Origin of the sequence: Luteimonas endophytica (genome assembly GCF_029887875.1) — a bacterium.
Taxonomy (GTDB): Bacteria; Pseudomonadota; Gammaproteobacteria; order Xanthomonadales; family Xanthomonadaceae; genus Luteimonas; species Luteimonas endophytica.
Genome location: NZ_JARXRM010000024.1, coordinates 41,039 through 63,054 on the forward strand (window position 1 = coordinate 41,039; position 22,016 = coordinate 63,054).

Below are 22,016 nucleotides of genomic sequence, written 5' to 3' on the forward strand. Positions count from 1 at the left end.
CTCATCCCTCCCGCGCGACGGATCGATCGCCGCCGCGAGAGGCTCCTGGCCGGCCTTCTCCGCAATGCCCGCAACGGCGGTGGCAGGCCGACAGGCCTACCAGCTGATGCCGGCGCCCGCGGCCGCGGTGCTGTCGCCACCTGCGAACCCGGCCGAAAGCGAAACGCTCATCCGCCGGCCCAGCAGGCGCTGGTAGCCCATCGCCAACGCATCCTCGCCGCCCTGGGTGCCGACGCCGACACCGAGACGGTTGCGCCCCGCCAGGCCGGCGGTGTTCATCGCCGCGGCCGACATCGCACCGCTCATGGCGGCGATCCGGTCCAGGCGCTGGTCCACCCCCCGCAGCCGCGCGTCCACATCGGCGGCGAACCCCTCGAAACGGTCGTCGATCATCGCCAGCTGGCTGTCGGTGTACTCGTTGGCCGCACGCAGCGCGGCGTCCGCGGTCCCCCGCGCGTATGCATTCGCCGAGTCCAGGGTGCGCCCGGCGCTGGCCCGGGTGTAGCCATTGGCCGATTGCAGCGTGGCCGCATCGCCGGCGTCCATCTGCCCCCTGTTGACCGCGTCCCCCGGAGCCTCCCCGTCGGCGACATTCGCCACTCGCGTCCCCTGACTCCCGCCGAGCGTCATCACTGCGCGGCCCGGATCGTCGTATTCGGCGGCCAGCTCGCTCCCCGGCCCCACCGGACCCTGGGGCCCCTGCGGGCCTTCGGGGCCTTGCGGGCCGGGCGTCAGCTCGATCGTGTCGATCTGGTCCTGCAACGACGACAGCCGGGCATCCACCCCGGCAAAGGCCGAGCCGATGTCGGCGTGGCTCGTTCCCTGGATGACGTAGCTGGGCGCGTTGAACACGCCGCCGCTGAAGCCGGCACCCCCGCCCAGCGCGCCGGCCATGCCTTGCAGCTGGCCCAGCGTCGCCGCGTCGCTGGCGGCGATGCCGTCGGCCACGTTGACCAGCCGCCGGGTGAGCGCGGTACCGTAGGCGACGCCCAGATGGTCAAGGTCGTCCGCGCCGTGGCCCAGCGAGACGACATCGGCTTCGTCCGCCGCCGAGTAGGCGCCCAGCGCCACGCTGCGCGCGCCGCGCGCCTGGCTTGCGGTGCCCAGCGCCGTGGCCCGCTCGGCGCCGCCGAAGGCGGCCGCACCGAGGGCGACCGCCTGGACAGCGAGGCTCCGGGTGTAGAGTTCCACGCGGGTCTGGCTCGACGAATCGCCCAGAAAGCCCCCGAGGGCGACGCTGTTGTCGCCGTGGGCGAGCGCTCCCTGCCCGATCCCCACCGTGAACAGTCCGCTGGCCTCGCTGGCGCCACCCACGGCGACGGCACCCCAGTTCAGCGCCTGGGCCGCCCCGCCCAGGGCGATGGTCCGGAAATGCGAGGCGCGGGATCCATTCCCGAGCGCCAGGCTCACGGTCCCCTCGGCCCGCGCCTCACGCCCCAGGGCGACGGATCCGGCGCCACTGGCGAGCGCATCCGCGCCCACCGCCGTCGCGCCGGGCGCGGACAGCGCGTTGCGGCCGCAGGCGAGCGCGTTCGCCTGGCCCCCGAGGTCGTTTCCGGCATCGGCGCCACCGTCGCCGATGGCATTGCCGTCGGGGTCGAGCAGCTGGCAGGTGACCCCGGCCGCGGCTGGAAGCGACGCGAGGCTTGCCGCAACGGCCGCCCCGAGAACGAGCGGGCGCACGGCCCGGAGACATGAGTTCGACACGGAGGCACCCCTGGGCGATGAAGGGAGCACGCCGCACCGACCCGCCCCCCTAGCGGAATGCCGCCAGTGTCCCCACACCCCCGGGGGACGCCTATCCCCGAAATCAGGGGGTCTGGACCCCGGGCGCCAGCGGCGCGGCCAGCGGGAAATCGAAGGTCGCGACCGTGCCCGCCGCGTTCGAATCCACGCGCAGCGCTCCGCCGAGCCGTGCGGCGCGCTGCCGCATGCTCGCCAGCCCGGCGCCGCCCGGCGCCGGGGACGCCGCCATGCCGGACCCGTCGTCGCGCACTTCCACCCGGACCCGGCTGCCTTCGCGGACCAGCCGTACGTCGACGCGCCGCGCGCGGCTGTGCCGGAACACGTTGGTCAGCGCCTCCTGCAGCAGACGCAGCAGATCCAGGGCGCGATGGCTCTCCAGCGCCGCGCCCGCCAGGCCTTCGAGATGCCAGCGTGCGTCGATGCCCGCCGCCTCCAGCAGCTGCGCACTCCGGTGGCGCAGGGGTGCGATCAGGCCCTCGAGATCCCCGCACTCGCGCGCGGTGCTGTCGATCACCAGGCGGAGGTCGTCGCGCATCTCGCGCAACATCGCCATGACGGCCGCCGGAGGCAGCTCCTGCGGCGCCTGCTCCAGTCGGGCGATCGCCCCGACGAGCGTGCCGCCGAATCCATCGTGCAGGTCGCGGACCAGCTGCAGGCGCTCGCCGGCGCGGCTGTGCGCAAGCTCCAGCGCGTGCTGCCGCGTCAGCGACTGCGCCAACTCCTCCGTCGCCTGCCGGATCCGCTGTCCCAGTTCGACATTGAACCCCTCCACGCGGCGCATCGCGCTGACGAACCGATAGGCGAGCACGAAGCCGATGCCGAGCAGAGTGAACACCGAGGTCAGCCCGAGCAGGTAGGTATCGCCGCGTGCCCAGCCCATGAACAGCGCGAAATCGTGGAACGACACCAGCACCGGCGTGACCACGCACAGCGCCAGCACCGTGGTGTCGACCCGCCGGCGGCGCCACGCCTGGACCAGGAAAAAGCCGATCGAGCCGTAGTAGAACAGGGCCCCGACGACGATCCACGGGGTGCGCCCCGGCCCCATCCAGCCCGGCGCGAGCAGGGCCGCCGCCAGTGCCGCGCCGCAGAGCAGGGCCATGGCCCGCTCCAGCCGCGGAAACCGGCGCTCGCAGTAGCGCAGCAGGAACATCGCGTAGCTCGCGCCGGCGCAGACGTACATCGCGGCGATGAACGCCTGCCAGCCGTCGGTGGTGGAAAACGGCCAGGGGCTGGACACCAGGAAATTGGCGGCGTACAGCGCGGCGAACAGTTCGGTCAGCGCGAACCAGCCGTACACGCTGTCCTGCCGCCGCAGCAGCCAGATCATCAGAAACACCCCGCCGAGCACGACGGTCATCCCGAGATTCACCAGCTTGATGTCGTAGCGGCGCGCGTGCTCGCGCGAGTACTGCGCGTGCACGGCGGAGGGGGCGCCCAGCGCCACCGTACCGAAGCCGGGCTGATAGGCCGCCAGGCCCGACACCCGCACCAGCAGCGTGTTCTCGCCGGTACGCAGCAGCGGCGGCGACAGCAGAAAGTACCGCGGCGCCACCCAGGTGCGCGACAGCGGTTCGGCCAGGTGCGCATCCCGCGCCACCAGGCTGCCGTTGACGTACACCGCGCCGGCCATGCTCGCGTACTCGACCAGCAGGCCGGTCGGCCCGGCGTGGTCCTGGTGCCAGCGCATGCGATACCAGACCACGCCGTCGTGGCCGGGCCAGCGGGTGGTCCAGACGTCCATCAGCTCGACCGGCACCCAGCCTTGCTCGGGCGGTGCCGTATCGCTCCAGGTACCGCGGACGGCTTCGGCGTGCCGGAGCGTTCGCGCGTCCGGAACCGGTGCCTGGGCGCACGCGAGGCCGAGCGCACCCATCAGGAAGGCCAGGCTCAGCCAGCGGAGCAGCCATCGCGAACCTCCCGCGCCGCGCATCACTCCAGCAGGCCCAGCGACCTTGCCTCGAATACCGCAGCGGTACGCGAGCCCACCGCAAGCTTGCGATAGATCCCCTTGGTATAGCCCTCGATGGTCAACCGGGACAGGTCCAGTACCTCGGCGATCTCGCGGTTGCTCAGTCCGCGGGCGACCAGGTGGAGAATCTCGGATTCGCGGCCCGACAACGGCGGCGGCGCGGCTTCCGGCCCGTGCGGATCGCCGCGCGCGGGGGGCACGGCGGACACCATCTCCAGGATCCGTCGCGCGATCAGCGGATCGACCGGCGCGCCACCGCGCGCCAGGCTGCGCAATGCGATCCGCAGCTCCTCGTCGCTGCCGCTCTTGAGCAGATAGCCGATGGCGCCGGCACGGATGCCGGCCAGCACGGTGTCCTCGGCCGCCCAGGACGAGACGATCACCGCGGCGGTATGCGGCGCATGCGCGCCGATCCAGCCGATCAGATCGATGCCGGATCCGTCGGGCAGCTGCACATCGACCAGGGCGAGCGCATACCCGCCACCGGCGAGCCGGGCGCGTGCCGAGGCCAGATCGCCGGCCCAGTCGATGCGGTCGCCAGCGACCAGGCCCTCGAGCAGCCCCTGGATCCGCCGCCGATCGCCATCGTCGTCCTCGACGATCAGGGCCGGCGTGAGTGCGACCGGGTGCAGCGTCATGGTGGTCGTGCCCCCCCGACCCGATGGCATGGGATCGGTTCCAGTCTAGCGCGGCGGCCGCGGCCGGGAAGTCTCGCGCCGGGCGGGGCGCATCGGCCAGGCGAGCAGGCGCCCTGCAAGCACCACGGCGGCGCTACGCCGCGACCTTCTTGCGCCCACGCGAGCGGGACTTGGGTTTGGCCGCAGCCTTCGGCAGCTCGCGGATCTCCACCATCTGGCCTTCGCGGCGCAGTTCGAACAGGCCGGTGGCCTCGATCAGCGCGCTGAGGTTGCGGTAGCCGTAGTTGCGCTCGTCGAAGGAGGTCTGGTTGCGGATGTGGCTGCCGACCACGCCCAGGTGCGACCAGCCGGAATCGTCGGCGGTGGCGCTGACCGCGTTGCGCAACAGGTGCACCAGATTGGCGTCGCGCAGCAGGTCCTCGCTGCGCTTGGGGCGGGTCGCGCGCACGCTGTCTTCCTGGTCCGACACCCCGAGCTTCTCGACGTAGAGGAACGTCGAGCACGCCTTCACGAACGGCGCCGGGGTCTTCTCCTGGCCGAAACCGAACACGCGCATGTTCTCGTTGCGCAGGCGCATCACCAGCGGGGTGAAGTCGGCATCGCTGGAGACGATGGCGAAGCCGTCGAGGGTGCGCGCGTACAGCAGGTCCATGGCGTCGATCACCATCGCCATGTCCGAGGCGTTCTTGCCGCTGGTGTAGGCGAACTGCTGGATCGGCCGGATCGCGTAGGCGTGCAGGGCCTCCTCCCAGCCCTTGAGATGCGGGTTCTTCCAGTTGCCGTAGGCGCGGCGCACGTTGGCCACGCCGTGCCGCGCCAGTTCGGTCAGGATCGGCTCGATCTTGCTGGAGGGGGCGTTGTCGGCATCGATCAGCAGCGCGATGCGCAGCTCGGTGTCGGCCATGTCTTCGGAATTCCGGTTGCGTTGCGGGCAGCGTAACCGATCCCCGCCGGTGCCCGCCGTTCCGCGGCGGCCCGGGCGGATCCGGGCGTCAGCTCTCGGCGCCTTCGCGCCCCGGCGGCGGGCGGACCCGGCCGATCAGCGAGTAGCCCGGATCGTCCGGCACGCCGCGCAACGCCTCCAGCGCCTGCTGCAGCACCTCGGATTCGTCGCTGTCGAAGCGCACCGCGCCCTCGTCCTCGCACACGTGCAGGCCGCGCTCGAGCAGGTGCAGCAGGGTATGCGGCAGGTCCCAGCCGCGGCGGTCGGCGACCCTGCGGATGCGGTCGGCGAGGATGTCGTCGACGTCCCTGAGCACGATGTCGGTCATGCGCCGCTCCCGCCGCCCGCGGCGGCCGCGCCGGCTTCCCGGACCGGCTCGACGATACGCTGCCATAGCCAGGCGAGCAGCAGCAAGGTCGGAACCACCGTCAGCGCGCTGAGCAGGAAGAAGGTGCTGTAGGAGCTCGCCTCGACGATGAATCCGGAGACGCCGCCGACGAACTTGCCGGGCAGGTTGGCCAGCGACACCAGCAGCGCGTACTGGGTGGCGGTGAAGTTGCGGTCGGTCAGCGACGACATGAACGCCACCAGCACCACCCCGGCGAAACCCTGGAACAGGTTGTCGGCGCTGATCGCCGCGTAGAACGCCCAGATCTGCGCCGGGTACTGTGCCATCAGCAGGAACGCGAGATTCGACAGCGCCACCCCGAGCGCGGCCAGGAACAGCATCCGGCGGAACCCGAACGCCGCCACGCACACGCCGCCGAGGAACGCCCCGCCGATTCCCAGCCACACCCCGTAGAGCTTGGACACCGTGGCGATGTCGGCCTTGGTGTAGCCCGAGTCGAGGTAGAACGGACCGGCCATCACCCCGATCACCTGATCCGGGAACTTGAACAGCCCGACGAAGGCGAGCAGCGCCAGCCCGAGCAGCAGTCCGTTGTGCGAGAAGAAGCTGGTGAACGGCTGCCAGAACGCGCCGAAGAAATCGATCCGCCGCACCACCGTGGCCTCCGGCGCGACCGGCTCGCGGCAGACCAGGGTGGTGACGATCGGCAGCGCCATCAGCGCCGCCATCGCCATGTAGGCCCACTGCCAGCCCTGGAACTCGGCCAGGTACAACGCCCCGGCGCCGCCGAGAATCAGGCCGAAACGGTAGCCCAGGGTGTAGGTGGCCGCCAGCGCCGCCTGGGCGGCCGCCGGCGCGACCTCGATGCGGTAGGCATCCACCACAGAGTCCTGGGTGGCACCGGCGAACGAGCCGATCAGCACCCACAGCACCAGCGTGGTGACCCCCATCTCGGGCCGCGACAGCGCCAGCGCCCCGAGGCTCACCGCCACCAGCAGCTGCGAGGCCAGAAGCCACGACCGCCGCCGGCCGAGGAACGCGGTGAGCGGGAACGCGTAGCGGTCGATCAGGGGCGCCCACAGGAACTTGAGCAGATAGAAGAAGCTGGCCAGGCTGATCAGCCCGATGCTGCCCAGGTCCAGGCCCACGTCGCGCAAGCGGGTGGACAGCGTCATCGAGGCGATCAGCAGGAACGGCAGGCCGGAACCGAAGCCGAGCAGCAGCATGGTCAGCGCCGAGGGCGTGCCGAAGGCGCGGCGGATCCCGGCCCAGCCCTTGTAGGAGGGCGCGACCGCGCCGCTGCCGCCCGCCGTCATTCGCGGTAGTCCACGATGTAGGGCGCGTGGTCGGAGAAGCGTGGCTCGCGGGCGACCGAACAGCCGGCCAGCCGTTCGCGCAGCGACGGCGTGACCAGCTGGTAGTCGATCCGCCACCCCACGTTGTTGGCGCGCGCCGCGCCGCGCTGGCTCCACCAGGTGTATTCCACCGCGTCGGGCTTGAGCGCGCGGAAGCTGTCGACCCAACCGTGCGCCGGCTGCGGCGATCCGTCGCCGCAGGCGTCGGCGATCATGCCGTTGAGCCAGGCGCGCTCCGGCGGCAGGCAGCCGGAGTTCTTCTGGTTGCCGGTCCAGTTCTTGATGTCGTTGCGGGCGCGGACGATGTTCCAGTCGCCGCACAGCACGTAGTCGCGGCCGCTCGCCAGCCACTGGTCGAGGATCGGCCGCAGCCACTCCATCACCTCGAACTTGAAGCCCTGGCGCAGCTCGCCGGAGGATCCGGAGGGGATGTAGAACGAGACCACGCTGAGATTGCCGAAGCGCGCCTCCAGATAGCGCCCCTCGTCGTCGAACGGCGCCCAGCCGAGGGCAGGCAGGATCTCGTCGGGCTGGCGGCGGCTGTAGATCGCCACCCCGCTGTAGCCCTTCTTGGTGATGGCGTCGCGGAAGACCACGTTGTAGCCGGGCGGGCGGAACGCATCGCCGGCGAGCTGGTGCTCCTGGGCCTTGGTCTCCTGCACGCAGAGGACGTCGGCATCCTGCCCGGCGAACCAGTCGAAGAAGCCCTTGGTGGCGGCCGAGCGCAGGCCGTTGGCGTTGAAACTGATGATTCTCATGGGATGACGCAAGCCGGGGTCCGGCGCCAAGCCTACCGGATTCGCGCGCGGCCCCGGCGGCCGTATGATCGGCCATGGACCGGTCTTCCGAACTGCGCGTGACGCGGCTGGCGCCGGCCCAGGCCGACGCCGCGCGGCGCCTGCGGCTCGCGGCCGGCCAGCAGCGCTACGTCGGCGACATCGCCTTGAACGTCGGCCGCGCCCTGGTCGAGCCGCGCTGCGACGCGATGGCGATCCTGCTCGGCGACGAGGTCGTGGGCTTCTACCGGCTCGACTACGCCCTGACCGTGGCGGCGCGCCGGTGGCCCGGCCGCGCCGTGGTCAGCCTGCGCAGCCTGGTGCTGGACCGTTGCGTGCAGGGCCGCGGCCTGGGGACGCGTGCGGTCGCCGCCTGCTGCGCGGACCTGGAGCGGCGGCGCCCGGCACGGCGCCTGCTGCTGCTCAACGTGCACGCCGCCAACCGCGCCGCGGTGCGCGCCTATCTCGGCGCGGGCTTCACCGATACCGGCGAACTCCACCAGGGCGGCAGCGCCGGTCCCCAGCACCTGCTGGTCCGGCGCCTGGGCATGGGAGAATGCGGCGCATGAGCGACCATCGGACCCGTTTCCTTCAGCTGGCCCTGCGTGCCGACGCCCTGCGCTTCGGCGAATTCACCCTGAAGTCCGGACGCGCGAGCCCCTACTTCTTCAACGCCGGCCGGTTCGATTCCGGGGCGGCACTGGCGGAGTTGGCGGGGTGCTACGCCGATGCCGTGGACGCCGCCGCGCCGGCGTTCGACCTGCTGTACGGCCCGGCCTACAAGGGCATCCCCCTGGCCACCGCGCTGGCCTGCGAGTACGCGCGGCGCGGCCGCGACCTGCCGGTGGCCTTCAACCGCAAGGAGGCCAAGACGCACGGCGAGGGCGGGACCCTGATCGGCGCGCCGCTCGAAGGCCGCCGGGTGCTGGTGGTGGACGACGTGATCACCGCCGGCACCGCGATCCGCGAGGCGCTGGCGCTGATCGAGCACGGCGGCGGCCGGCCGGCCGGGATCGCGATCGCGCTCGACCGCCAGGAAGTGATGGACGAGCACGCCCGTCCGCGCCGCTCGGCCGCCCAGGCGGTCGCCCAGGCGCACGGGATCCCGGTGATCGCCGTCGCAACGCTGGCGGATCTGCTTGCGTTCGCCGCCGAAAGCGCGACACTGTCTGCCGAACACGGCCGGCTGCGCGGCTACCGCGAGCGCTATGGCTGCGACTGACGCCACTCATTCGACCGACCGGGGGGACGGGAGCGTGATGAAGAACCTGATCCAGATCGCCTGCCTCGCGATGCTGCTGGCGCCCGTGGCCGCCGGCGCGCAGCGCGGCGGCCAGCAGGCCAAGCGGCTGTACTGCTGGGAGGAGGATGGCCGCAAGGTCTGCGGCGACGCCCTGCCGGCCTCGGCCGTGGACAGCGCCCGGACCGAGATCAGCGCCGCCACCGGCCTGCGCCGGGCGGAGGTGGACCGGGCGATGAGCGAGGAGGAGCGCGCCGCCGCCCGCCGCGCCGCGCAGCAGGCCGCCGCCGAAGCCGACGCCGAGACCGCAGCCCGCCGCCGCGACCTGGCGATGGTGGATTCCTACGCCACCGAGGACGACCTGCGCCGCGCCTACGGCGAGCGCATCACCCTGGTCGAGGAATCGGTCAAGACCTCCCGCATGGGCGTGGGCAACCTGCGCCAGAGCCTGCTGACCCTGCTGCGCCAGGCCGCCGAGCTGGAACTGCAGGAACAGCCGGTGCGAAAGCCGCTGCTCGACAGCATCGTCGGCCAGCACGCCGACCTGCTGCGCCAGCAGACGATCCTGGAGCAGCAGCTCGGCGAACAGGCCAACCTCAACGACGATCTCGAACAGGCGCTGGAGCGCTACCGCGAGATCAAGCGCCCCGGCTCGGACCAGGGCTGACGCCACCCGTTCCCGCGGCGGCTCGGTTCTCCCGCAGGAGCGGCCCATCGCCGCGAAGACCCGCGCCGCCCTGGTCTCGGGCGAGATGCCGCAACCTAGGAATCCCTGCGCGCGGATCTCCCCCACGGATGCCGCCACCACTCCGCTCACTCCGGATCCGCCGGCGGCAACTCCGGTCTCACCCGCAGGAACCTGGCGAAACGCGGCACCCCGTTCACGGTCAACCCGCTGTAGCGGTAGGTCACGTGGCTGCCGATCGGCGGCGGCGCCGCGCGCTGCGCGTCGCTCAGGCCGCTGCCGAGCCGGAAACGCATCCCGTCGGCGCGCTCGACCAGCAGCGAACCGGTCATGCCGGCGTACTTGCCCTGGCCGGGCAGGTGCGCCACCACGCGCGCTTCCGCGTCGTCGAACGGCTTGAGCTTGAGCAGGCGATCGCTACGCCCCACCCGGTAGCGGGCTTCACCGTGGTGCAGCATCAACCCCTCGCCGCCGGCGGCCACCACCGCCCGCAGCCGCGCCTCGAGCGCCGCGGCATCGGGCAGCCGCCGCTGCGGGACCGGCTGCAGCCAGGGGACGCCCGCGGCGTGCGTCAACTCGCGCATGCGCACCACCCGCCCGCCGAATGCCCCACCGGCCTGCGGCAGGTCGAACACCATGAAACGCACCCGCCGCCAGGCGGCGGCATCCGCCGCGCCAGCGCGCACCAGTCCGCTGACCTCCTCGAAGCGGCCGCGGCCGATCCACAGTTCGCCGTCCATGGGTTCGGCCGGCCAGCCGCGGGTGAACCAGGCGGGTGCGTCGACAGGGTTTCCACCGCGCGTCCACAGCGCGCGCCCGTCCCAGCGCCCGCGCACCCCGTCGAGCTTCTCGCTGACCCAGTAGTCGGCCACCTGGAGGCCCGGCTCGTAGCGCGTCGCCAGCATCAGCCGCGGCGGCGTGGCGGCCGATACCGCCGGCACGACGGTCCAAAGCAGCAGCGACAACAACGCGGCGAACGGCTGGCGCACGATCGATACCCGTGACGGAGGCGATGCCGCATCCTCGCGTGGGGGCAGGCGCGTCGCCGTCGGCGCGTGGCGGAACCCGGTGTAGGAAAACCGCCAGCCTTCGCGGCGCGGCGCACAAACAATCGTCGTTCGGCCCAGCAGCCGGGCTTCGCGCCTGCCCGCGCTCTCCGACCGGGCGGATCTCCCGGCCCGCGCCGGCCGTCAGGCCTTGCGTACGAACTGCGAGTTCGATTGCGCGGGGGCGATTCCGCCGAGCCTGCAATCGATGTCGTGATCGCCTACCTCCACGAGGAGGTTGCGCGCCTCGATGCCGATCTTCACCACCGAGGCCGCTCGGTCGATCTTCGAGTCGGATCGCGCCGAACGCTCAGAACGGCAGCTGCAGCTGCGGATCCACCGCCAGCAGCTGCTCGCGAAACGCTTCCTTGATGCGCGAGAGCGCCTGCTCGTCGTCGGCGTCGAAGCGCAGCACCAGTACCGGCGTGGTGTTGGAGGCGCGGACCAGGCCCCAGCCGTCGGCCCAGTCGGCGCGCACGCCGTCGATGGTCGACAGCCGCGCGCCCTCGAGGCGGGCGCTGTCGTGGAAGCGCTCGACGAACGCGTGCGGGTCGCCGCCCGGGGCCTCGACCTTGATCTCCGGGGTGGACACGCCGTTGGGCAGCGCGCGCAGCACCTCGCCCGGCGCCTCGTCGCGGGAAGCGAGGATCTCCAGCAGCCGCGCGGCGGCGTAGATGCCGTCGTCGAAGCCGTACCAGCGTTCCTGGAAGAAGAAATGGCCGCTCATCTCGCCGGCAAGCTCGGCCTCGGTCTCGCGCATCTTGGCCTTGATCAGCGAATGGCCGGTCTTCCACATCAGCGGGCTGCCGCCGTGGCGCAGGATGTGGCCGGGCAGGCGCCCGCTGCACTTGACGTCGTACACGATCACCGCGCCGGGGTTGCGCTCGAGCACGTCGGCCGCGAACAGCATCAGCAGGCGGTCGGGATAGATGTTGTCGCCTTCCCGGGTCACCACGCCGAGCCGGTCGCCGTCGCCGTCGAAGGCGATGCCCAGGTCGGCGTCGAGGCGCTGCACCATCCGCACCAGGTCCTCGAGGTTGTGCGGATCGCTGGGGTCGGGGTGGTGGTTGGGAAAGGTGCCGTCGATCTCGCAGTACAGCGGCACCACCTCGGCGCCGATCGCCTCGAGCACGCGCGGGCCGATCTCGCCGGCCACGCCGTTGCCGGCGTCGACCACCACCTTGAGGCGCTGGTCGACCTGCACGTCGTTGGCGATGCGGTCGACGTAGTCGTCGGCGATGTCGCGCTCGGACAGGCCGCCGGGCGCCTTGGCGGTGTGCAGGCGGTCCTCGGCGATGCGGGCGTAGAGGTCGGTGATGGCGTCGCCGGACAGGGTTTCGCCGCCGACCACGATCTTGAAGCCGTTGTAGTCGGGCGGGTTGTGGCTGCCGGTGACCGAGATGCAGCAGCCGGTGCGCAGCTGGAAGGCGCCGAAGTACACCACCGGGGTCGGCACCATGCCGATGTCGATGACGTTGCGCCCGGCCTTGCGCAGGCCCTCGACCAGGCCGGCCACCAGGTCCGGCCCGGACAGCCGGCCGTCGCGGCCGATCACGATGTCGCCGAGGTCCTTCTCGCGCATCAGCGAACCGATCGCCTGGCCGATCAGTTCGGCCACGCCGGCATCGAGCGACTCGCCGACCACGCCGCGGATGTCGTAGGCGCGGAAGATCCCGCGGTCGATGCGCACCGGCGCCGGCTTCGGCGCGTCGCGCACCTCCAGCTTCGCGGCCGCCGGCTCGGCGGTGGGCTCGGTGAGCGCCTGGGTGAGGGTCGGCGACTGGTCGTCCTCGGCGCTGGCCTCGCGGGCCATCCCCGGCAGCACCCGCCAGACGAAGAACGCGAGCAGCAGCAGGACCGCCGCCACCGCGAAGGCGGGAATCCCGGCCAGCCCGAATGGCGCGGCCACCGCCCGCGGCGACGCCGCGACCACCCGCAGCCCGGTGCCGGGCACGGCGGTGGCCATCCGTTCGGCGGCCTCGATGTACTCCGGGTTGCCGCGCTCGAGCAGGGTCACCCCGCCCTGGCGCAGGCCCAGGTACATGCTGCCCTCGTCGAGATGGGCGTGCTGCAGCGGCAGCGTGGCGCGCGCCATCGGCAGGCGCACGAACGCCACCCCGACCAGCCGTTCGCCGGCGCGTGCCGGCGCGGCCAGGGCCACCCGCGGGCCGTCCGCCTCGCGGATCACCCAGGTCACCGGCCGGTCCTCGACCAGCGCGCTTTCCAGCACCGCGGCGCGGCCGAAGCCGCCCTCGTCCAGACCGGCATAGACGCTTTCCAGGTCGGGCAGGTAGATCGCCGCTTCCTCCAGCCCCGGCCAGTCGGCGGCCAGCGCCGCCGCCGCGCTTTCCAGGTCGTCGGCGGCGAGCGCGCGCTGCACCCGCTCCGACTGCAGGCGGCCGGTGAGGTTCTCGAGGTCGCCGGCGAGCGCCCTCGCCGTCGCGTCGACGGTGGCGTCGCGGGTCTGCTCCAGGGCGGCACGGTTGGCGTCGCCCTGCATCTGGCGCCAGCCGCTCCACGCCAGCCACAGCGCGAGTGCCGCCAGCAGCACCGCGAGGAACGGCAGGTAGGGCCGGATCTGCGCCAGTGTCTGGCGCGCCTTGTGCGGTTGCGTCTCGCTCATCTCTCTCCCCTGGTCAGCGGGTGCCGGTGTGGCCGAAGCCGCCCGCGCCGCGCGCGCTGTCGACGAAAGTATCCACCAATTCGAGGGTGGCCCGCACGACCGGCAGGACCACCAGCTGGGCGATGCGGTCGCCCGGCGCGATGCTGTAGGCCTCGCGGCCGCGGTTGAACACGCTGATCAGCAGCGGTCCCTGGTAATCCGAGTCGATCAGCCCGGTGCCGTTGCCGAGCACGATGCCGTGGCGGTGGCCCAGTCCGGAGCGCGGCAGCACCACCGCGCACAGCGTCGCGTCGGCGAGGTGGATGGCGATCCCGGAAGGCACCAGCTCGGCATCGCCGGGTTGCAGCGTCAGCGGCGCGTCGAGCGCGGCGCGCAGGTCCAGGCCGGCGCTGCCTTCGGTGGCGTAGCGCGGCAGCGGCCATTCGCCGCCGTGGCGTGGATCGAGGCATCTGACCTGGAGCGTGTGCTGCATCGGCGGGTTTCCGTGTCGAAGCGGCCGCGGCGCGGCATGAATGTACGGCTAGGCGCAGCCTTGTACCTGCAGGCGCGTCTCGATGAGGTCGAGGAGCGCATCGGCCAGCTGCGTCTTCGGCGCCGGGCCCAGTTCGCGCGCCCCCCCCGGCCAGTAGACGCTCAGCGCGTTGTCGTCGCACTCGAAGCCGCTGCCGGGCACGCCGACGCGGTTGGCGGCGATCATGTCGAGCTTCTTGTCCACCAGCTTGCCGCGGGCGTAGCGCTCGACGTCGTCGGTCTCGGCCGCGAACCCGACCACCAGTGTCGGCCGCCGCGGGTGGACCGCGATCCCGGCGAGGATGTCCGGCGTGCGCACCAGCTCGAGGGTGAGGGTGGCGCCGGTCTTCTTCATCTTGCCCCGGGCGATGCTGCGCGGCGCATAGTCGGCGACCGCCGCGGCGCCGATGTACACCTCGGCCGGCAGCGCCGCCAGCACCTGCTCGCGCATCTGCGCGGCCGAGCGCACGTCGACGCGGCGGACCCCCTCGGGCGCGGGCAGGTGCACCGGGCCGGCCACCAGCACCACCTCGGCGCCGCGCGCGGCCGCGGCGGCGGCCACGGCGAAGCCCATCTTGCCGCTGCTGCGGTTGCCGATGAAGCGCACCGGGTCGATGTCCTCGTAGGTCGGCCCGGCGCTGACCACCACGCGCCTGCCCGCCAGCGCGCCGCTCATCCTGCCGCCGCGGCCAGTTCGGCGACGATCGCGCCGGGCTCGCGCAGGCGCCCGGGTCCGGATTCGCCCTCGGCGAGCGGCCCGTCGTCGGGGCCGATCACCTGGACGCCCCATCCCCGCAGGGTCGCGACGTTGGCGCGGGTGGCGGGGTGACGCCACATGCGGTGGTTCATCGCCGGCGCGATCGCCAGCGGCGCCTCCGTGGCCAGGCACAGCGTGGCGACCAGATCGTCGGCCAGGCCGTGGGCCAGCCGCGCGATGATGTCGGCGGTGGCGGGCGCCACCAGCACCCGGTCGGCCCAGGCCGCAAGCTCCAGGTGCCCCATCGCCGCCTCGGCGGCGGCATCCCAGAGCGAGGTGCGGACCGGCTCGCCGGACACCGCCTGGAAGGTGGCACCGCCGACGAAGCGCTGCGCGTGTTCGGTCATCGCCACCCGCACCACCGCCCCGGCATCGCGCAGCCGGCGCACCAGTTCGGGGGCCTTGTACGCGGCGATACCGCCGCTCACGCACAGCAGCACGCGCTGCCCGCTGAGGCTGGAAGGGTCGGCGGCCATCGGCGTGGGAAAAGTCCTACGGGTGCGCGGGGGTCCAGCTTACCCGATGGCACGGCAAGCCCCTGCTGCGCGGCCGCCCCGGCTGCCGTGAAATGAAGCGCGCTGGCGGCCGGGCGCAGCTCCCCGGCTCCGGTCTCACGGCTCATCCCCTGTCGTGATGCCGTCCGGCCGTCAGCGCCCTTCGCATGCCTGGTGCCGCGCCCGCCAGGGCCGGCCCGTTTCCGGAGCCCGCCATGCACATCCGCGACTGGCCCAGCCAAGAACGCCCCCGCGAAAAGCTGCTGGTTCGGGGCGCCGGGGTGCTCTCGGACGCCGAACTGCTGGCGATCTTCCTGGGCTCCGGGCTGCGCGGCCGCGACGCGGTGACGACCGCGCGCGAGCTGCTCGGGGCGCACGGCCCGCTGCGCGCGCTGCTCGAGCGCGAGCCGGCCGAGCTCGCGGAGCTGCCGGGCCTGGGGCCGGCGCGCGCCTCGCGCCTGGCGGCGGCGCTGGAGCTGTGCGCCCGCTACCTGGCCGCGGACCTGGCGCGCGGCGAGGCGATGACCGATCCGGCCGCCGCCGGGCGCTACTTCGCCCAGCGCCTGCGCGCGCGGGCGCACGAGGTCTTCGCGGTGCTGTTCCTCGACCACCGCCACCGGGCGCTCGCCTTCGAGGAGCTGTTCAACGGGACCGTGAACAGCGCCGAGGTGCATCCGCGCGAGGTGGTGCGGCGCGCGCTGGCGCACAACGCCGCGGCGCTGATCGTCGGCCACAACCACCCCAGCGGCTGCCGCGAGCCCAGCGCCGCCGACCGCGCCGTCACCGCCCGCCTCAAGCAGGCCCTGGCCCTGGTCGACGTGCGCCTGCTCGACCATTTCGTGATCGGCGACGGCGCGCCGGTCTCGCTGGCCGCACGCGGCTGGGTGTAGCGCCACGCCGGCCACCGACTCCGCTGCCCGCAGCAGGAGCGTGTCGACTGCTCGAGGGTCGCGCGGTCGGCACCGGAACGATGCCCGTCGGCCGGCATCCGGGCTGGCGGCGCCTGGCCATTCGGGGCCCGGCGCCGCCGCCCGGTCCCGCGGCCCCCGCCGCGGTCCCGCCCCGCCGGCCCGCCATCCGGGTCGCGCCCGCCGCTCGGCTACAATGGTCGGCCCCGCGACGCCGCCGACACTCCGTGAAATCCCAGCTCCGCGCCCTGATCGAACAGGGCATCGCCTCGCTGCGCGACACTGGCGCGCTGCCGTCCGACCTCGCCGTGCCCGAGTTCGTGGTCGAGCGGCCCAAGGATCGCAGCCACGGCGATTTCTCCACCAACGCGGCGATGCTGCTGGCCAGGCAGGCGCGCGGCAACCCGCGCGCGCTGGCGCAGGCGTTGGTCGGGGCGATGCAGGGCGCCGGGCTGGTGTCGGCGATCGAGATCGCCGGGCCGGGGTTCATCAATTTCCGGCTCGCCGGCGAAGCCTGGAACCGCCAGCTGCGCGAGGTGCACGAACGCGGCGACGCCTACGGCCGAGGCGATGCCGGCGGCGGTCGCCGCGCCGGCATCGAATACGTCTCGGCCAATCCCACCGGCCCGCTGCACGTCGGCCACGGCCGCGCGGCGGCGATCGGCGACTGCGTCGCGCGGGTGCTGGAAGCCAACGGCTGGAACGTGGCGCGCGAGTTCTACTACAACGACGCCGGCGCCCAGATCGACAACCTCGCCAGGTCGGTGCAGGCGCGCGCGCGCGGCACCACCCCGGAGGACCCGGGCTGGCCCGAGGACGGCTATCGCGGCGACTACATCCGCGAGGTCGCCCGCGCCTACCTCGATCGCGCCTCGGTCGAACTCGACGGCCAGACCGTGACCGCCGCCGGCGACGTCGACGACCTGGACGCGATCCGGCGCTTCGCCGTGGCCTGGCTGCGGCGCGAGCAGAACGCCGACCTGGCGGCGTTCGGGGTCGACTTCGACGTGTACTTCCTCGAGTCGTCGCTGTATTCCGACGGCAAGGTCGAGGAGACGGTACGGCGCCTGGTCGCGGGCGGCCACACCTACGAGGAGGGCGGCGCGCTGTGGCTGCGCACCACGGACTTCGGCGACGACAAGGACCGGGTGATGCGCAAGTCCGACGGCAGCTACACCTATTTCGTGCCGGACGTCGCCTACCACCTGTCCAAGTGGCAGCGCGGCTACGAACGCGCCATCACCGAACTGGGCGCCGACCACCACGGCTCCCTGGCGCGGGTGAAGGCCGGCCTGCAGGCGCTCGATGCCGGCATCCCGCAAGGCTATCCCGAGTACGTGCTGCACCAGATGGTCACGGTGATGCGCGGCGGCGAGGAGGTGAAGATCTCCAAGCGCGCCGGCAGCTACCTGACCCTGCGCGACCTGATCGACGAGGTCGGCCGCGACGCGGTGCGCTGGTTCCTGGTGGCGCGCAGGCCGGACTCGCAGCTGGTGTTCGACATCGACCTGGCGCGCTCGCAGTCGCTGGACAATCCGGTCTACTACGTGCAGCTCTCGCACGCGCGCATCTGCGGGTTGCTGCGGCAGCTGCGCGAGCGCGGCCTCGGGTTCGATCTCGGCAACGGCCTGGCGCAGCCGCAGGACGTCGACAATCCCGCCACCCGCGAACTGCTGGCGGAGCTCTCGCGCTGGCCGGAGACGGTGCAGACCGCGGGCGCCCAGCTCGAACCGCACCTGCTCGCCGCGCACCTGCTGGAGCTGGCGCAGGCGTTCCAGCGCTACTACAACGACCACCAGTTCCTGGTCGACGAGGCCGACCTGCGCGACGCGCGCCTGGCGCTGGCGCTGGCGGTCAGGCAGGTGCTGGCCAACGGCCTGGCGCTGCTGGGCGTGGCCGCGCCGGAGCAGATGTGAGCCGCGCCCCGCGCATGGCGGCCGGCCGGCGCCGCCGCGCCGGCGCTGGCGCACTTCGCCTCCACGGCCTTCGTCATACACTTGCGCGATCGCTCGCGCCCGGCGCGCAGGCCGCGGCGGTCGCCAGCGGCCCCACCCAACGGAATCCGGAATAGTGGCAGTCAAACGCGGCAAGTCTCAGGCACGACGCAACAGCGGCGGCAACGGCGGGCTCCCCGGCTGGGCCTGGATGGTGCTGGGCGTGGTGCTGACGGTGGTGGTGGTCCTGGCGGCGCCGCGCCTGTTGAAATCCGATGGCGAGGACGGCTTCTACCGGCCGCGCCCGAACCCCGACGCGCAGCCGCCGGCGGCGAGCAGCGACGAGGGCGACAGCGCCCCGCTGCCTGCCGATGCCCCGCCGCAGGGCGACGCGCCGCTCCCCGAGCCCGGCGCCGACTACGATTTCTACACCCTGCTGCCCGGGCAGGAAGTGCCGATGACCGACGCCGAACTGGCCGCCAGCGCCCGCGCCGAGGAATCGCGCCAGGCCGAGGCCCGCCGCAACGAGGACGCCGCCGAACCGGCCGATGCCGGCACCGCCGCGATCGCCACGCCCACGACCACCCCGGAACCGGCGGCGGCCGCCGAAAGCTCGGCGCGCTACCTGCTGCAGGCCGGGGCATTCGGCGCGTCCGGCGATGCCGAGGCGCTGAAGGCGCGCATCGCCCTGCTCGGCCTGAGCGCGCGGGTGGAGTCGGCGCAGATCGACGGCCGCACCCTGTACCGGGTGCGCATGGGGCCCTATGGCACCGCCACCGAGCTGGCCGAGGCCAAGCGCAAGCTCGGCGCCGGCGGCCTGCCGGCGATGGCGATCAAGGTGCAATGAGCCCGGTGCGGCGAAGGAGCGCGCAGAGGCCCCGCCTCGTGATGCGTTTCCTGTGGTGCCTGGCAGCCTGCGCGGCCGCCCCGACCGCGGCGGCGCAGGCACCCGACTGCGGCGCGCCCGCCGACCGGACAGAGCGCGCCATCTGCGGCAATGCGCAACTGCGCGACATCGATGCCGAGGTGCGGGCGTTGCAGCACGACCTGCTGCTGCGCAGCGACGACCCGGCCGCGGTCGAGGCCGAGGCGCGCGAGTGGCGCCAATCCGGTCGCGACCCCTGCACCACGGTGCGCTGCCTGGACACCGCCTACCGGACCCGCCGCGAAGCCCTGCGGGCGCGGCTGGCCGCGGGAAGGCCGCTGTTGCTGCTGCCGGGCGAGTACCGGCGGCACACCGCCGCCGGACCGGTCGAGGGCGCGGCCACGCTGTCGATGGAGCTGCTGGGGCAGCGGCGCTACCGCCTGCGCATCTTGCCCGGCGACGGGGCCGCACCGCTGGCCGAGGGCGAATTCATCGAGCAGGTGGGCGCGGGCGGGTTCCAGGCCGGCGACTGCGCGCTGCGGATGAGCTTCGCCCCGGACCTGGTCACGGTGGCGGGCACGACGCCGGGCTGCGGCGCGGCGCTGGACGGCAGCTACCTGCGGGTCCCCGCGGAACCGTGAAGCCGGTCGCCCGCGGTCGCGGGCGCTGAGAGCCGCGCGGAGCAAGCTGGCGCACCACCGGAGAGCGCCCGCATGCCGATCGAAGCCGTCCTCATCAAACCCGTGGTCGACGTGCTGCTGGCGCTGTTCCGGCAGGCCGAGGACCTGACCCTCAAGCGCGACGCGGAAGCCGCGGTGCGCGAGGCGATCCGCGAACTGCTGCAGGCCAACCCCAACGAGAACCGCACCGCGGCGCGCATCGCGATCGCCCGCGCCGCCGGCATCCTCAGCGAGGACGTGGTATTGGCCGAGGCGATGCTGGAGAAGCACCGCGCCGCCAGCGCCCGCACCCGCGGCAAGGGCGCGACCGGGCGCCGCCGCGCGGCCATGGCGGCTGCCGGCGTCCGCCCCGCGGGCAAGGGCCGCACGGAGCCGCCCGGCGCCGCCAGGAAGGCTCCGGCAGGATCCGGCGTGCGTCGTGGCGGGCCAGGACCAAGCGGCGCCGGTTGACGAAGCGCCGCCACGCAACCCGCCTTCCCGCGCGGCACCGCGCCGAGTCGGGTGACGCCGACCCGCGAGGCGCGCGACGGGCGGCCCCCGAAGCTCCGGATCGCCTGCGGTCGCGAAAGCATCTCCGCGGGGCCGCGTCTACAATCGGCGCATGCGCGACGCCAGCGAACAGCAAACGATCCTCGTCACCGGCGCGACCTCCGGCTTCGGCCGGGCCGCGGTCGAGCGCTTCGCCACCGCGGGCTGGCGCGTGGTGGCCTGCGGGCGCCGCGCCGAACGGCTTCAGGCGCTGGTCGACGCGCACGGCGCGGAGCGCGTGCACGGCTGCGCCTTCGACATCCGCGACGCGGCGGCGATGGCGGACGCGCTGGAAGCGATCCCGGCCGGGTTCGGCGGGATCGACGTGCTGGTCAACAACGCCGGCCTGGCGCTCGGCACCGCCCCGGCGCAGCGCGCCGACCTGGCGCAGTGGCGGCAGATGATCGACACCAACGTCACCGCCCTGGTGACCCTCACCCATGCGCTGCTGCCCGGGCTGATCGCCCGCCGCGGCGCGATCCTCAACGTCAGCTCGATCGCCGGCAGCTATCCCTACCCGGGCGGCAACGCCTACGGCGGCACCAAGGCCTTCGTCACCCAGTTCTCGCTGGGGCTGCGCTCGGACCTGCACGGCACCGGCGTGCGCGTGACCTCGATCGAGCCGGGGCTGGCCGAGACCGAGTTCACCCTGGTACGCACCGGCGGCGACGTCTCCGCCTCCGACGCGCTCTACGCCGGGGCGCGGCCGATCACCGCCGCGGACATCGCCGAGACCCTGTGGTGGGTCGCCAACCTGCCGCCGCACCTCAACATCAACCGCCTCGAGGTCATGCCGGTCAGCCAGTCGTTCGCGGGCTTCCAGATCCACCGCGACGCCTGAGCGGGCGCGCAGCGGCGGGGCTCAGGGTTCCGGCACCCAGGCGAAGGCGCCGTCGCGGCGGGCGACCCGCCCCAGCCCCGGAAACGGGAAGTGCGGCGACTGCACGGCGATGCCGCTGTCGGCGGCGCGCGCGAGCAGCGCTTCCCGGCTGTCCTCGGCCGCCTGCGCATCGCCATCGAACTGGATCGTCCACCGCGGCCGCTGCACCGACACCACGTGGTGGTGGGCGCTGTCGCCGATGTAGAGCAGGCGCGCCGCGCCGTCGGCGATCTGGTAGGCGCTGTGGCCGGGGGTGTGGCCCGCGACCGCAACCGCCGTCACGCCCGGCAGCACCTCCACCCCGGGGTCGAAGGGTTCGACCTGCGCCGCGATCGCCGTCGCCAGCGCCGCGCGCCCCGCATCCGCCTGCAGCGCCTGCCATTCGGGTGCCGCCATCCGGATCCGCGCGTTGGCGAACGCCGGCGCGCCCTCCGCGTCGAGCAGCCCGCCGGCGTGGTCGGCATGCGCGTGACTGAGGAAGATGTCGGTGACCGCAGCCGGCTCCACGCCCGCCGCGCGCAACGACCGCGGCAGGCGGCCGGCATCGGCGAACGCCGCGTCGCCCGCGCCGGTATCGAACAGGACCACGCGATCGCCGCTGCGCACCAGCAGCGCCTGCACGCTGAGGTGCACGACGTCCACGGGTTCGCCGGCCGCGGCGAGGACGGCGTCGATGTCCGCCTTCGGCCGCCCCTGGCCGAGGATCGCCCCGTCGTTCGGAAAGCGGATGTCGCCATCGCGCAGCACCGCGGCGTCGAGGGTGCCGATCCTGAAGCGATGCACATCCGGGTGCGCCGCGGGCGGCGCTGCCGCTGCCGCGGCGCCCGGCTCCGCCGCGGCCTGCTGCGCGACCGGCGTAGCGGGCCGGGCGCAGCCGGCGGCGAGGGCCGAGGCGGCGGCCAGTGCGGCAGCCAGGTGCAGCACGGTGCGGGAGGCGGGATGGAAGGCGCGCATGCGGGAACTCCGTGGCAGAAGGGAGACGGGCTGGCCCCGAGCATAGGCCGGGCATGGCCGGCCATCGACGGCGCCGGCGCACCGCTGCGTGCCACCGCGGTCGGCATCGAGGCGCCGGGCCGGCGACGGCGAT

The 22,016-nt window shown here is 73.3% G+C and carries 20 protein-coding genes and 1 pseudogene; 9 read left to right on the forward strand and 12 right to left on the reverse strand.

What is annotated here, in order from left to right; translation table 11 throughout:
- Positions 1–96: 96 nt before the first annotated feature.
- From QFW77_RS05435 to QFW77_RS05465, 7 genes are all read right to left on the reverse strand, one after another.
- Positions 97–1,683, reverse strand: a complete 1,587-nt coding sequence (locus QFW77_RS05435) for a YadA-like family protein (protein WP_280573345.1) — start codon at positions 1,681–1,683, stop codon at positions 97–99.
- A gap of 127 nt (positions 1,684–1,810) precedes the next feature.
- Positions 1,811–3,490 (reverse strand): sensor histidine kinase, encoded by a 1,680-nt coding sequence (locus QFW77_RS05440; RefSeq protein ID WP_280573346.1) that lies wholly within the window; start codon positions 3,488–3,490, stop codon positions 1,811–1,813.
- A 188-nt stretch (positions 3,491–3,678) separates the two neighbouring features.
- The gene (locus tag QFW77_RS05445) at positions 3,679–4,356 is read right to left on the reverse strand and encodes a response regulator (protein WP_280573347.1); all 678 of its coding nucleotides are present in this window, start codon (positions 4,354–4,356) and stop codon (positions 3,679–3,681) included.
- A gap of 133 nt (positions 4,357–4,489) precedes the next feature.
- The gene (locus tag QFW77_RS05450; protein WP_280573348.1) at positions 4,490–5,260 is read right to left on the reverse strand and encodes an NYN domain-containing protein; all 771 of its coding nucleotides are present in this window, start codon (positions 5,258–5,260) and stop codon (positions 4,490–4,492) included.
- A gap of 88 nt (positions 5,261–5,348) precedes the next feature.
- The gene (locus QFW77_RS05455) at positions 5,349–5,627 is read right to left on the reverse strand and encodes a hypothetical protein (protein WP_280573350.1); all 279 of its coding nucleotides are present in this window, start codon (positions 5,625–5,627) and stop codon (positions 5,349–5,351) included.
- Positions 5,624–6,964, reverse strand: coding sequence for an AmpG family muropeptide MFS transporter (locus tag QFW77_RS05460; RefSeq protein WP_280573351.1), 1,341 nt, complete (start codon positions 6,962–6,964; stop codon positions 5,624–5,626). Before QFW77_RS05460 ends, QFW77_RS05455 begins: the two co-directional genes overlap by 4 nt.
- Positions 6,961–7,761 (reverse strand): exodeoxyribonuclease III, encoded by an 801-nt coding sequence (locus tag QFW77_RS05465; RefSeq protein ID WP_280573352.1) that lies wholly within the window; start codon positions 7,759–7,761, stop codon positions 6,961–6,963. Before QFW77_RS05465 ends, QFW77_RS05460 begins: the two co-directional genes overlap by 4 nt.
- Positions 7,762–7,835: 74 nt before the next feature.
- Here QFW77_RS05465 and QFW77_RS05470 point away from each other — a divergent pair, with 74 nt between their 5' ends.
- From QFW77_RS05470 to QFW77_RS05480, 3 genes are read left to right on the forward strand one after another with little or no spacing between them, the layout of a single operon-like run.
- Positions 7,836–8,348 carry a GNAT family N-acetyltransferase gene (locus QFW77_RS05470; RefSeq protein ID WP_280573353.1) on the forward strand — a complete coding sequence of 171 codons (513 nt, stop codon included), beginning with the start codon at positions 7,836–7,838 and terminating at the stop codon, positions 8,346–8,348.
- Positions 8,345–9,001 (forward strand): orotate phosphoribosyltransferase, encoded by a 657-nt coding sequence (gene pyrE, locus QFW77_RS05475; protein WP_280573354.1) that lies wholly within the window; start codon positions 8,345–8,347, stop codon positions 8,999–9,001. Before QFW77_RS05470 ends, pyrE begins: the two co-directional genes overlap by 4 nt.
- A gap of 37 nt (positions 9,002–9,038) precedes the next feature.
- Positions 9,039–9,686, forward strand: coding sequence for a hypothetical protein (locus tag QFW77_RS05480; protein WP_280573355.1), 648 nt, complete (start codon positions 9,039–9,041; stop codon positions 9,684–9,686).
- Positions 9,687–9,832: 146 nt separating this feature from the next.
- On the opposite strand, the gene QFW77_RS05485 is transcribed toward QFW77_RS05480, so the two are convergent.
- The 4 genes and pseudogenes from QFW77_RS05485 to coaBC form a co-directional block, all read right to left on the reverse strand.
- Positions 9,833–10,693 carry a DNA ligase gene (locus QFW77_RS05485; RefSeq protein ID WP_280573356.1) on the reverse strand — a complete coding sequence of 287 codons (861 nt, stop codon included), beginning with the start codon at positions 10,691–10,693 and terminating at the stop codon, positions 9,833–9,835.
- Between the two features lie 367 nt (positions 10,694–11,060).
- Positions 11,061–13,373 (reverse strand): phosphomannomutase/phosphoglucomutase, encoded by a 2,313-nt coding sequence (locus QFW77_RS05490; protein ID WP_280573357.1) that lies wholly within the window; start codon positions 13,371–13,373, stop codon positions 11,061–11,063.
- Positions 13,374–13,386: 13 nt separating this feature from the next.
- Positions 13,387–13,845, reverse strand: coding sequence for a dUTP diphosphatase (gene dut / locus QFW77_RS05495; protein WP_280573359.1), 459 nt, complete (start codon positions 13,843–13,845; stop codon positions 13,387–13,389).
- Positions 13,846–13,893: 48 nt separating this feature from the next.
- Positions 13,894–15,116: pseudogene (coaBC, locus tag QFW77_RS05500) on the reverse strand (bifunctional phosphopantothenoylcysteine decarboxylase/phosphopantothenate--cysteine ligase CoaBC).
- 233 nt (positions 15,117–15,349) lie between these two features.
- Here coaBC and radC point away from each other — a divergent pair.
- The 6 genes from radC to QFW77_RS05530 all read left to right on the forward strand — a co-directional run bounded on the left by radC (position 15,350) and on the right by QFW77_RS05530 (position 20,890).
- Complete coding sequence (gene radC / locus QFW77_RS05505) at positions 15,350–16,024, forward strand: RadC family protein (RefSeq protein ID WP_280573360.1); 675 nt, start codon at positions 15,350–15,352, stop codon at positions 16,022–16,024.
- A 245-nt stretch (positions 16,025–16,269) separates the two neighbouring features.
- Complete coding sequence (gene argS / locus QFW77_RS05510; protein ID WP_280573361.1) at positions 16,270–17,958, forward strand: arginine--tRNA ligase; 1,689 nt, start codon at positions 16,270–16,272, stop codon at positions 17,956–17,958.
- 154 nt (positions 17,959–18,112) lie between these two features.
- A complete protein-coding gene (locus QFW77_RS05515; protein WP_280573362.1) occupies positions 18,113–18,823 on the forward strand; it encodes an SPOR domain-containing protein in 711 nt (236 codons plus the stop codon).
- A gap of 38 nt (positions 18,824–18,861) precedes the next feature.
- The gene (locus QFW77_RS05520) at positions 18,862–19,482 is read left to right on the forward strand and encodes a lysozyme inhibitor LprI family protein (RefSeq protein ID WP_280573363.1); all 621 of its coding nucleotides are present in this window, start codon (positions 18,862–18,864) and stop codon (positions 19,480–19,482) included.
- 72 nt (positions 19,483–19,554) lie between these two features.
- Complete coding sequence (locus QFW77_RS05525) at positions 19,555–19,971, forward strand: hypothetical protein (protein ID WP_280573364.1); 417 nt, start codon at positions 19,555–19,557, stop codon at positions 19,969–19,971.
- A 151-nt stretch (positions 19,972–20,122) separates the two neighbouring features.
- Positions 20,123–20,890, forward strand: a complete 768-nt coding sequence (locus QFW77_RS05530) for an SDR family NAD(P)-dependent oxidoreductase (protein ID WP_280573365.1) — start codon at positions 20,123–20,125, stop codon at positions 20,888–20,890.
- A gap of 21 nt (positions 20,891–20,911) precedes the next feature.
- On the opposite strand, the gene QFW77_RS05535 is transcribed toward QFW77_RS05530, so the two are convergent.
- Positions 20,912–21,883 carry an MBL fold metallo-hydrolase gene (locus QFW77_RS05535; RefSeq protein ID WP_280573367.1) on the reverse strand — a complete coding sequence of 324 codons (972 nt, stop codon included), beginning with the start codon at positions 21,881–21,883 and terminating at the stop codon, positions 20,912–20,914.
- Between the last annotated feature and the right edge of the window lie 133 nt (positions 21,884–22,016).

Bases quoted from the DNA above. Each gene is read 5' to 3' on its own strand.
- QFW77_RS05440 (WP_280573346.1), bottom strand. From the start codon at position 3,490: ATGGACGTCTGGACCACCCGCTGGCCCGGCCACGACGGCGTGGTCTGG.
- QFW77_RS05445 (WP_280573347.1), bottom strand. From the start codon at position 4,356: ATGACGCTGCACCCGGTCGCACTCACGCCGGCCCTGATCGTCGAGGAC.
- QFW77_RS05450 (WP_280573348.1), bottom strand. From the start codon at position 5,260: ATGGCCGACACCGAGCTGCGCATCGCGCTGCTGATCGATGCCGACAAC.
- QFW77_RS05455 (WP_280573350.1), bottom strand. From the start codon at position 5,627: ATGACCGACATCGTGCTCAGGGACGTCGACGACATCCTCGCCGACCGC.
- QFW77_RS05460 (WP_280573351.1), bottom strand. From the start codon at position 6,964: ATGACGGCGGGCGGCAGCGGCGCGGTCGCGCCCTCCTACAAGGGCTGG.
- QFW77_RS05465 (WP_280573352.1), bottom strand. From the start codon at position 7,761: ATGAGAATCATCAGTTTCAACGCCAACGGCCTGCGCTCGGCCGCCACC.
- QFW77_RS05470 (WP_280573353.1), top strand. From the start codon at position 7,836: ATGGACCGGTCTTCCGAACTGCGCGTGACGCGGCTGGCGCCGGCCCAG.
- pyrE (WP_280573354.1), top strand. From the start codon at position 8,345: ATGAGCGACCATCGGACCCGTTTCCTTCAGCTGGCCCTGCGTGCCGAC.
- QFW77_RS05480 (WP_280573355.1), top strand. From the start codon at position 9,039: ATGAAGAACCTGATCCAGATCGCCTGCCTCGCGATGCTGCTGGCGCCC.
- QFW77_RS05490 (WP_280573357.1), bottom strand. From the start codon at position 13,373: ATGAGCGAGACGCAACCGCACAAGGCGCGCCAGACACTGGCGCAGATC.
- dut (WP_280573359.1), bottom strand. From the start codon at position 13,845: ATGCAGCACACGCTCCAGGTCAGATGCCTCGATCCACGCCACGGCGGC.
- radC (WP_280573360.1), top strand. From the start codon at position 15,350: ATGCACATCCGCGACTGGCCCAGCCAAGAACGCCCCCGCGAAAAGCTG.
- QFW77_RS05525 (WP_280573364.1), top strand. From the start codon at position 19,555: ATGCCGATCGAAGCCGTCCTCATCAAACCCGTGGTCGACGTGCTGCTG.
- QFW77_RS05530 (WP_280573365.1), top strand. From the start codon at position 20,123: ATGCGCGACGCCAGCGAACAGCAAACGATCCTCGTCACCGGCGCGACC.
- QFW77_RS05535 (WP_280573367.1), bottom strand. From the start codon at position 21,883: ATGCGCGCCTTCCATCCCGCCTCCCGCACCGTGCTGCACCTGGCTGCC.